Raw genomic sequence first — 7,254 nt, 5'->3', positions numbered from 1 at the left:
GTGCGAGCCGCCCGCGGCACCGCGGTCCCGACGCCTCAGGGACCGCGCCGGGCCGGGGGAGTCGCCACCCCCGGCCCGGTCGCCCCGCGTCCGTGACGCGGCCGCCGCCCTCCGCTCGGCTCGTTCCCGACCGCCCGCCGACTCCCGGCCCCGCCATTCCGCTCCGCATACGCCCGTGCCCGTCCCGCGCGCGTAGACGATCGCGCATCGAACGTGGCTCCGCAAGCATTCATCCGCTACGGGATCCGCGGTTGACTGAAGGCATGAGCGACAACAGCAATGCGAACGACACCATCCTCGTCACCGGTGCCACCGGCAAGGTCGGCCGCCGCCTGGTCGAGATCCTGCGCGCCGGCGGGCATGACGTCCGCGCGGTCTCCCGCAGCACCGCGATCCCGCTCGACTGGACCGATCGCTCCACTTGGGACGCCGTCCTCGACGGGGTCGACGCCGCCTACATCATCCCGCCTGACCACCCGTTCCCCGCGGACGAGTTCGTCGCGGCCGCGGTCGGGGCGGGCGTCCGCCGCCTGGTGACCCAGTCGGGACGCCGCGTCGACGCCCTCGCCGAGTACGCCGGGGTCGGCCCTGAGGCGATCGGCATGCTCGCGGCCCAGACCGCCGTCCAGGCGTCGGGCATCGAGTGGACCGTCTTGCAGCCCAACAACTTCAACGAGAACTTCAGCGAAGGCGACTACTACCCGGCGGTCTTGGCCGGCGAGCTGGCGCTGCCGCTGAAGGACACCACCGAACCGCTGATCGCGGTGGCCGACATCGCCGCGGTCGCCGCCGCGGTGCTCACCGAGGACGGCCACCAGGGGAAGGTGTACGAGCTCAGCGGCCCCGAGTCGCTGTCGATGGACGACGCGATGGCCGCCGTCTCCGCCGCCTCGGGTCGCCCGGTGACCTTCCGTGCCGAGACCCCCGAAGAGCACGACGAGGCCCTCCGCGCCGCGGGTCTCCCGAAGGATCTGGTCATGTTCCTCAACCTCATGTACGAGTTCATGCGCGCCGGCAACATGACCACCGTGACGAACGACGTCGAGCAGGTCCTCGTCCGCAAACCGATCACCTTCGCCGCCTGGGCGACTGAGACGGCGAAGACGGGCGTGTGGGCCGGCCCGGCGAACGACTGAGTGGTCAGGGCTCTCGGCGTTGCGTGCTCGAAGCGCTCGGCGTCAAGGGCGCTTGAGAGCTTAAGGCCGTATTACCATCCCTAGCTCCCACCCACCCAGGGGACCGTAGGCGCCATCCTTGCTCGCGGGTCCGACAAGAATCGGACCCGCGAGCCGTGCTGTCACCCGAGCAGGTGACAGGCCATCACGGCGGACCGGACTGGCGGCGGCACTGCGGCGCCAGCGTGCCTTGGCCCGGTGCAGCCGTGGAGGCGGTACAGCGGCGCCAGCGCGCCTGGACGCGGTGCAGCGGCGGCGCCTGGACACTGGGTAGCGGCAGCCTCAGCGCGCCTAGGCGCGGCGCCGCCGCAGCCTCAGCGCGATTGGGCGACGCCCGCGGCGAGCTCCGGGTAGATGATGCCCGGGTCGGCGTTCAGGGACGCCTTGATCTCGACCGTGTCCGGGTCGGCCAGGACCTCGAGGGCGCCGGACTCGATGCCGTCGAGCCCGGCCCGTGCGATGTCGGCCGGGTCGCTCTTCTTCGCTTCGACGCCCGCGAGCATGTCGGTGTCGATCCCGGCGACGTGCAGCCCGACGACCTGCGTCCCCTGCGCGGCGAGTTCGATCCGGGCCCCGTTGGTGAGGCTCCAGGAGGCGGCCTTGGCAGCGGAGTAGGCGTGCCCGATCCCGGCCGAGCGCCACGAGAGCACCGACAGGATGTTGAGCACCGCGCCGCCGCCGTTCGCGCCGAGCACCGGGGCGAAGGCCCGCACCATGTTCAGCGTGCCGAAGTAGTTGGTCTCCATCTCGCGCCGGATCGCGTCCTCAGTGCCGTCGATGAGGTTGGCGAACGTCGCGACCCCCGCGTTGTTGATGAGGATGGTCGCGTCGGAGGCGGTCTTCGCGGCCGCCGCGACCGACGCCGGGTCGGTGATGTCGAGCTGCACGGGCTCGACGCCCGGGAGGTCGACCGATTCGATCCGGCGCGATCCGGCATAGACCTTGGCCGCGCCGCGTTCTAGGAGTTGCGCCGCGAAATGGCGGCCCAGGCCGCGGTTGGCGCCGGTGACGATTGCGATTGATCCTTGGATTTCCATGCGGTCGAAGCTAAGACCTCACGTCGGCGTCAGGGGCAAGGAACGGTGGCGGACGCCACATCGACGAGGACTCGGGAGGACGCGGATGCGCATCGGGGAACTGGCCGAAGCGACGGGCGCGACGGTACGCGCGATCAGGTACTACGAGGAGCAGGGCCTCCTCCGGCCCGAACGGACCGCGGCCGGCCAGCGCGTCTACACCGAGGACGCCGTCGAGCAGGTCCGCTGGATCCGGATGCTGCTCGAGAACGGGCTCCCGAGCCGGGCCATCGCGAAGCTCCGCCGGTGCCGCAGCGTCGACGAGATCACCCCGGAGCAGCGGGCCGTCATCTACGAGGAGCACGCCCGCATCGAGGCCGAGTACCGCGCCATCGCCGCCACGAAGGACCGCTTCGAGTCGATGCTGTCCTTCATCGGCGACGGCCGGGAGGCGAACCAGCCGGGCTGACCGGTCCCGGTGCGGCACGCGGGGCCGGTCTGGCCGATCCCGGTCCGGCACTGCCGCAACCGGTTCGGCGGGGCCGTCCGCAGCGGCCGGTACGACCGGATGCGCGGGGCGCGGCCGCGACAGGTTCCGGCGTGCCGGGGCCGGTGATCAGGCGGCGAGTTCGGCGACGGTTCTGTGGCTTTTCGGGAAGAGCGGGCCGACCAGGAGGCGGTCGAGTCCGGGCAGGTGCATGGCGCGGAAGCCCCAGCGGCGCAGGAGCAGCCGGGCCGGGGTGCGCGGGAGGAACCATTCGGTGATGCGGTCGCGGGCCGCGCGTTGGACGTCGCTCGCGACCGGGCGCCAGCGCCGTTCGTAATCGGCGATGCCTTCGGCCACTGTGGACTCGTGCTGGAGGCGCTCGGCGAGGACGTACGCGCCCGCGATGCCGAGAGAGGCGCCTTGTCCGGCGATGAGGGAGACCGCGGCGGCGGCGTCGCCGATGAGGACCGTCCGGCCGTCGCCCCAGCGCGGCGGGTGGGTCTGCGCGACCTGGTCGTAGTAGACCTGGTCGGGGTCCGGGCACTGGTCGAGTGCGCGCTGGGCGAGGTCGCCGAGGCCCGTGTAGTGCCGCCGGAGGGCGTCGCGCGGGTCGTCGGGGAGGTCCGGGTCGGGGGTCCGGTGGACGGTGAAGACGGCGACGCGGTCGTCGGTGAGGCCGTAGAGGCCCATCTGGCGGTTGAGGGTCTCGGTGAGCATGAACCGGCCGCGCACCTGCGCGAACACGTCGGGGTCGGTGAAGACGAAGGCGCCGGTGTGCATGCCGAGGTAGCGGAGGTGGTCCGCTTCGGGGCCGAGGACGAGTGAGCGGACTCGGGAGTGGACGCCGTCGGCGCCGACGATGAGGTCGGCTTCGACTTCGGTGCCGTCGGAGAGGTGTGCACGGTCGGGGTCGATGCGGTCGACGGTGGTGCGGTAGCGCAGGTCGACCGCGTCGTGGAGGCTTTCGCGGAGCATCCGCTCGAGGGCGGGGCGCATGATGCTGACGAGTTCGCCGTTGAGCGCCTTGGCGAAGAGCGCGTAGTCGACGCCGACGGTGGTGCGGCCGCGAGCGTCGATGTAGCGGAATTCCTTGACGGGGCTGGCGGCCTCGTGGAGGCGGTCGCGCAGTCCCATCGCGGTCAGGGCCTCGTATCCGGGGCCGGAGAAGTCGATCATGTAGCCCTGGGGGCGGGGGCCGGGGGCGTGATCGACGAGGTGGACGTCCCAGCCGTGGTAGTGGAGGCGGTTGGCGAGGGCGAGGCCGGCGATGCCGGCGCCGCAGATGAGGGCTCTCATTCGTTGGCTCCGTTCGGTTCGGGGTCGGCGAGGCGGCGCAGCAGCGGCGCGAGGGAGCCGGCCGACAGCTGCGGATCGAGTCCCTTGTGGAGGAGGACGCCGTCGACGACGGCCATGAGGACGGTCGCGGCGGCTTCGGGGGCGGGGTGGCCGGTGCGGGCCAGGGCCGCGGTCAGGGCGGCGCGGAAATCGGTGACGAGTTCGTGCATCTGGTCGCGAAGGAGGTCGTCGCGGGTGGCAGCGAGATACGCCTCGACGAACAGCAGCGAGGTCGGGTCGGTGCCGGTGAACCGGTCGATGTCGGCGAGCAGCGCTTCGACGGCGTCGCCGGGGCTCGGTGCCGCGGCGACAAGCTCGGCGGCCTGTTCGAGCATGGGGCGCATGGCTTCGGTCGCGGCTTGGCGCAGGAGTGCCTGGAGGGACGCGAAGTGGTAGTGGACCAGGCCGGACCGGACGCCGGCCCGTTCGGCGAGGATGCGGGTGCTCACCGCGTTCCACCCGATTTCGCCGATGAGTTCGCGGGCGGCGGCCAGCAGCCGCTCGCGCACGTCGCGTCCGCGTTCGGCGTTGGTGGGTCCGGCCATGCGCACTCCTTGGTCAATCGCCTTGGACGATTGACCAACTATAGCGCGCCGGTTCCGGCGTGCCGCGCGAAAGGGGCGGCGTCAGGCTCTGAGCGACTCGGCGGTCGCTTCTGCGGCCGCGTCCTCGCGCACCTGTCGGGCGATCGGCACGGCGGCCAGCCACAGCAGCAGCACGGCCGCGAGCATCATGAGGCGCAGCGGCACCTCGACGGCCTGCTCCAGACCGCTGATGACGACCGCGGCCGACACCAGGACCGCCGCGCGGGCCGGGACCTGTCGCGAAGCCGCCGCCTGGACGACCAGGATCAGCATGCCGACGAAGAGCAGGGACGGGCCGACGGCGTAGACCGCGAGTTCGACGCCGGGCACGGACTGGACCTGGTCGAACATGTCGCCCATGGCGTCGCGGTCGGCGGTGGCGAAGCCGACGACCAGGTCGACGACCATCTGGGCCGCGATCGCGAGGCCGCCGATCACGGTCATGGCCAGGCCCGATCCGGCGAGGAGCCGGCCGGCGGCCCGCCGCGGGCGGATGAGCCGGTGGATGCCGGCGAAGCCGACGGCAAGGGCCGCATACGAGGGCAGCCAGAACAGGTGCGCGACGGTCCACAGCGGCTCGGCTCCTCCTCCGCCGCCGAGGCGCATCCCGGCCCAGCCGAGCAGGATGCCGATGGGGGCGAACAAGAGACAAGTGGCGGTGAAGCGCGGGAGGGTCATGACCTCAGCCTAGACTTGCAGAATTTCCTTTGCAAGTATTTCTCTGCAACTTTTCGGATTGCTTCGAAACGGGGCCGATATGATCGCGGCATGCCCGAGGGACCGATAGAGCAGTCGCCGGCGACGTTGAAGGCGTTGTCGAGTCCGTTGCGCCGCAGGATCCTGCACCACCTCGGCGTCCACGGTCCCGGCAACTCCACTACGATCGCCGAGGCCGTCGGCGAGAGCAGCGGCACCACCAGCTACCACCTGCGGCGGCTCGCCGAGGCCGGCCTCATCGCGGAGGCGCCCGAGCTGGCGAAGGGCCGCGAGCGGTGGTGGCGGACCGTCCGGGCCGACCGGCGCATGCCCGACCTCGCGACGCTGTCCGATGAGGACAGAATGGCTGCCGAAGCGCTGCTGCGGGCCCGGTTCGAGGAGGACCTGGACCTGCTCGCGGCCGCGTTCTCCCAGGGCGGGGACCGCGAAGGATGGGCGCAGGGCTCCCGGGGCGGCGGGCACATGACCCTGGAGGAGATGCGGGAGTTCCACGAGGAGTACGTGAAACTGCTGCAGCGCTTCACGCACGGCCCGGAAGACGCCCCGCCGGGGGCGCGACCGGTGATCGTCAGATGGTTCGCGGCTCCCGACCCGCGGGTGCCTCGCCGGGGCGAGGAGTCGAACGGACCGTAGCGCGGGCGGCGATGCCGGGTTCGGAGGGCGTGCAGCCGGCGTCGAACCCCATCAATCGCCTGCGAACTGGGGCCTGCGAGCCGCACGCACCCGAGACGTGTCGCCGTGGCCTGCCCTGCTTCGACCGGCGTCGAACCGCATCACGTGTCTGCGCACGGTGCCTGTGGCCCGCGCCAGGTCCGCAAGGCACCGACGGCGGGTTGAGCCGCGCGCGTCGAAGGTGTGTCGCCGTGGCCGGGTCCGCTTCAGCTGGCGTCGAACCTTATCAATGGCCTGCGAACCGGTACCTGGTCACGCCCTGGCCTCGTCGTGGTCGGTGTTCAACCCGGCAGCGACAAGCGGACGAGTGCGCGGTGAGGGTGCACTCCGGTGGCCGGGTCGCGATCCGGTCGAGGTCCGGGCGGGCACCGATGGCTCCCTCACGCCCGTCCGATCAGCTCGGGCCCGATACGGCACGCGAGTGACCCGGCTCGGCGATGCATGCCCGGCCCTGGCCGCCCGGCCGCCCGGCACCGCTTCACACCAGGCCAGAGGCACTTCCAGCACCGCAACGCCAGGACCGCGCATGCGCCATCCCCGTATCCCCGCCGCTGCGCTTCCGCCGCCGGGTCGGTCCGCGTTGGTGCAGCCGATCCACCGCCACCGAACCGGCCCAGGTCAACCACGGCCGCCCCGGCCCCCAGCTCCCCCGGGAAGCTCGGGACCCGATCCTGCTCGGCCCCTGCCGCTTCGGCAAGTGAGGCGGTTCGGCCTCAGCGCTTCGAAGCGCGCTCGCGCACCAGCTTCCGCACGGACCCAGGCCCACTTCGGCCTCACCTCGGATCCGCCACCCGTCCAGCTCCGCTGCACACCGAGCCGGCCCCGGCAGACGCCGATTCGCCAGCCGCAAACGCACTGCGGCACCATCGGCTCCGATCGCTCCGGGCCCCGGTCCCTTCAGCACCGGTGGTGGACCGGTGCGGCCTGAGCGCACACTCGCGCGTCGCTTCCCCGCCTCTCGCCAGATCGGTGCGCACTCCTGTGGCGGTCCGGCTGCGTCCGAGCGCACGCTCGCGCGACGCTTCCCTTGGCTTCTCACCAGATCGGTGCGCACTCCTGCGGCGCTCCTTGGCGCATCCTCTGTTGAGTTGTGAAGGCAGCAGCGACATCGGCTGGTACTCGCTCATGCCCCGGCCGGGCGCTATCGCGCAGGCCGCAGCACCGAGTCATCCTGTCGTGCTTGTGTCAGTGTCGTCTCCCATGGCCTTGCCGGTCTTGTGCCTCGTTGGAGCACTGCCGCCGGCGGGGTGATCCCGACCGGTCGATCC

Annotated in this window: 7 protein-coding genes; 3 read left to right on the top strand and 4 right to left on the bottom strand. The window is 71.7% G+C overall.

The annotated features are described in order from the left end of the window. Positions 1-263: 263 nt before the first annotated feature. Positions 264-1,136, top strand: coding sequence for an NAD(P)H-binding protein (locus GFD30_RS21365; protein ID WP_153027202.1), 873 nt, complete (start codon positions 264-266; stop codon positions 1,134-1,136). 353 nt (positions 1,137-1,489) lie between these two features. On the opposite strand, the gene GFD30_RS21360 is transcribed toward GFD30_RS21365, so the two are convergent. Continuing rightward, positions 1,490-2,212: an SDR family oxidoreductase gene (locus tag GFD30_RS21360; protein WP_153027201.1), complete on the bottom strand. Its 723-nt coding sequence runs from the start codon at positions 2,210-2,212 to the stop codon at positions 1,490-1,492. Between the two features lie 85 nt (positions 2,213-2,297). On the opposite strand from GFD30_RS21360, the gene GFD30_RS21355 reads away from it, so the two are divergent. Then, complete coding sequence (locus tag GFD30_RS21355) at positions 2,298-2,660, top strand: MerR family transcriptional regulator (protein WP_153027200.1); 363 nt, start codon at positions 2,298-2,300, stop codon at positions 2,658-2,660. 147 nt (positions 2,661-2,807) lie between these two features. On the opposite strand, the gene GFD30_RS21350 is transcribed toward GFD30_RS21355, so the two are convergent. The 3 genes from GFD30_RS21350 to GFD30_RS21340 form a co-directional block, all read right to left on the bottom strand. Continuing rightward, entirely contained in the window at positions 2,808-3,974 is a 1,167-nt protein-coding gene (locus tag GFD30_RS21350; protein ID WP_153027199.1) for an FAD-dependent monooxygenase, read from the bottom strand. Further along, a complete protein-coding gene (locus tag GFD30_RS21345) occupies positions 3,971-4,558 on the bottom strand; it encodes a TetR/AcrR family transcriptional regulator (protein ID WP_153027198.1) in 588 nt (195 codons plus the stop codon). Before GFD30_RS21345 ends, GFD30_RS21350 begins: the two co-directional genes overlap by 4 nt. An 81-nt stretch (positions 4,559-4,639) precedes the next feature. Then, positions 4,640-5,275, bottom strand: a complete 636-nt coding sequence (locus tag GFD30_RS21340; RefSeq protein WP_153027197.1) for a hypothetical protein — start codon at positions 5,273-5,275, stop codon at positions 4,640-4,642. Between the two features lie 90 nt (positions 5,276-5,365). Here GFD30_RS21340 and GFD30_RS21335 point away from each other — a divergent pair, with 90 nt between their 5' ends. Beyond that, positions 5,366-5,947, top strand: coding sequence for an ArsR/SmtB family transcription factor (locus GFD30_RS21335; protein ID WP_153027196.1), 582 nt, complete (start codon positions 5,366-5,368; stop codon positions 5,945-5,947). Positions 5,948-7,254: the final 1,307 nt, after the last annotated feature.

The sequence above is a fragment of the Glycomyces albidus genome, assembly GCF_009451885.1.
In the GTDB taxonomy this organism is placed as follows: Bacteria; Actinomycetota; Actinomycetes; order Mycobacteriales; family Micromonosporaceae; genus Glycomyces; species Glycomyces albidus.
The sequence above is the reverse complement of the archived record's forward strand: the minus strand, read 5'-3'. Positions and strand labels throughout refer to the sequence as shown.